This is a genomic window from Corallococcus sp. AB049A, from assembly GCF_003668885.1.
Taxonomy (GTDB): Bacteria; Myxococcota; Myxococcia; order Myxococcales; family Myxococcaceae; genus Corallococcus; species Corallococcus interemptor.
Genome location: NZ_RAWL01000679.1, coordinates 1 through 2724 on the forward strand (window position 1 = coordinate 1; position 2724 = coordinate 2724).

A 2724-nucleotide genomic window follows, 5' to 3' on the forward strand; every position below is an offset into this window, starting at 1 on the left:
GGCGGAGACGGTGTCGAGCTCGCCGTGGGTGGCGCCCGGGAGCTCGTCGTGGAACTCGTCCCGGGGCGCGGCCAGGCGCGCGGAGGCGCCGCTGTCGTCGCCCCAGACCTTCGAGCTCTCGAGCCTGGCGGCGGGGACCTCGCGGGATTCGGCGCGCCGGGACAGCGGCGCTTCCCTCCCCATCGACTGCAACGGCATCTGCGGCGTGGGCTGCGGGGGACGGCCGTTGGCGTCCGCGTCACGCGACAGCACCAGCGTCGTCCCGTGGCGGTCCTCGTCCGGAGAGGCGACCCGCTTCGCTCCCGAGGCATGGTCGCGCGACGGCATCACGGCCGTGGGCTCGCGGGGCGGCGGCGGGGCGGCGGGCAGCGCTCCGTCCTCCAGCGCCGTGCGCTCCGGGATCGCGGGCAGCGCCTGGTTGCTGGCCGCGACGGGGAACAGCTGGCGCATGAACGCGCCCACGTCGGTGTCGTCCACGGAGCGGGCCTGGTTCAGCACGCACTGCGCCAGCGCGCGCTCCAGCTCACCGGCCGTCTGGTAGCGCTTCGTCAGGTCGCGCTCCAGCGCGCGGCAGATGACGGCGTCCAGGTCCGGCGGCACGTCCGGGTTGAGGCGCGCGGGCGGCACGATGGTGCTCTCCTGCACCGCGCGCAGGACGGCGATTTCTGAGTCCCCCTGGAACAGCCGCCCGCCGGTGAGCAGCTCCCACAGCACCACGCCCAGCGCGAAGACGTCGGTGCGCACGTCCACGCTCTCGCCCCGGGCCTGCTCCGGGGACATGTACGCGAACTTGCCCTTGAGCACGCCGGGGTTCGTCAGCTTGTTGCCCGCCTTCGCGATGCCGAAGTCGGTGAGCTTCACCGCGCCGTCGTAGGACACCAGCACGTTGTGCGGCGTGACGTCCCGGTGCACCAGGTTCAACAGCTCGCCGTTCACCCGCAGCCGGTGGGCGTAGTGCAGGCCGCGCGCGACCTCCGCGCCGATGTGCGCCACCAGCAGGGGCGGCAACGGCGTCATCGTCTCCTTGCTCCGCTTGCGCAGCTCCCACAGCGAGCAGCCGCGCACGTACTCCATCGCCAGGTAGTAGGTGTCCTCGTGCTTGTCGAAGTCGAAGATCTGCACCACGTTGGCGTGGTTGAGCCGCGAGGCCAGCCGCGCCTCCGCGATGAACATCTGCACGAAGTCCGGGTCGCTCGCGAGGAACGCCCGCACGCGCTTGATGACGACCTCCTTCTCGAAGCCCTCCGGCCCGCGCGCGGTGCACAGGAAGATCTCCGCCATGCCGCCTTCGGCCAGCTTGCGCCGCACGACGTACTTGCCGACGTGGGTTCCTGCCTCGAGCGTCACGGAAGGGTCGTCCAAGGCCGCGCCTACTCGAACTTGACCGTCACCACGTTGAGGTCGATGGGGCGCACCTCGATGCGGCGGCTGAGGGTGCGCTTCAGCTCGGGGTTGGTGAAGTTGCACTCATACGACCCCACCTGCAGATCCACCGGCTTGAACGGCGTCTTCCCCAGCTTGAGGCCGTTGCACGTCACGTCCGCCCCGGGCGTCACCTCGAAGCTCACCGGCGCGGACTGCTCCGCCGTGTCCGGCGCGCGAGGAGTGGCCACGCCGGAGGGCCCCACGCCCGGCTCCGGCGTCGTGGTCGCCGGGGGCTCCGTGCCGGGCTTTCCGGAGGACGGCAGCGGCACGAGCTTCAGCGGCCCCACGTCGAGCTGGCCGGATGGCGGGATGACGATCTGCGTGCGCAGCTCGCGGTAGCCTTCCTTGATCAGCACGACCCAGTAACGGCCGGGCTTCACCGTCGGCAGCGTCAGCGGCGTGCGCTCCGGGAGCACCCGGTCCTCGAACACGACGCGCGCGCCGGCGGGCTCGGACTGCACGTGCACGCCGCTGGCACCCAGGCCCAGGCTCCACACGATGCCCACGCCCACCAGGAGCGCGACGAGCACGATGGCGCCGTAGAGCAGCGCCCGGCGCTTCGGCGGCGCCACGGCGGACTGCTCGGTGACGGTGCCGGTGCGGCCGGGCGGCACCCACGGGCCCGGCATGGGCGCGCGAGACGCGGAGCGCGGCGCGGTGGACGCGGTCATCTCCTCGATGGTCGCGTGGGGCGCGGGCACCGGCGGCCGGTGGTGGCGGTGCTCACCGGACGGCGTGGGCCCGCTCGCACGGGGGACCGGAATCTCGGAGCGCGGCACGGCGCGCATGTCCTGCGTGGGGCCCTCGTCCAGGTCGGCGCGGGAGACGGCGCGCATGTCCAGGGTCGAGTCGTCCTCGTCCCCCTGGGGCAGCGTCAGCGAGCGCTGATCCAGCGTGGGCCCGTCCTCCTCGACCTGGAACTGGACCCCGCCGGACAGCTTGCCCTGCGTGTCCACCATGGCGAGCGTGGGCGCGTCCTCTTCGACCTGGAACCCGCCGGACAGCTTGCCCTGCGTGTCCATCATCGCGAGCGTGGGCCCGTCATCCTCCGTCACCGTCGGGAGGGACGGCTCCTCCAGGCGCACGGGCCGGATGCTCCGCGACGGCGGTGACTCCAGGGCCCGCCGCGAGCCCGTCATGCCCCGGGGCTCCGGCCGGACGTCGGCGCCGGCGCGAGGGTCGGCGTTGCGGACCTCGGACCTGGGCTCGGGCCGCGGGTCGGCACCTCGGGCCTCGGACCGGGGCTCCGGACGAGCGTCGGCCGCTCGCGCCTCCACCCGCGCCTCCGCGTTGCGGCCC

2 protein-coding genes are annotated in these 2724 nt (G+C 73.3%); both read right to left on the reverse strand.

The features are described 5' to 3' along the window. On the reverse strand, nt 1-1362 hold a 1362-nt coding region (locus D7X55_RS38165), incomplete at its 3' end, for a serine/threonine-protein kinase (RefSeq protein ID WP_233610321.1). 8 nt (nt 1363-1370) lie between these two features. Further along, a partial coding sequence (locus tag D7X55_RS38170) for a PEGA domain-containing protein (RefSeq protein ID WP_233610322.1) occupies nt 1371-2724 on the reverse strand: 1354 nt, incomplete at its 5' end.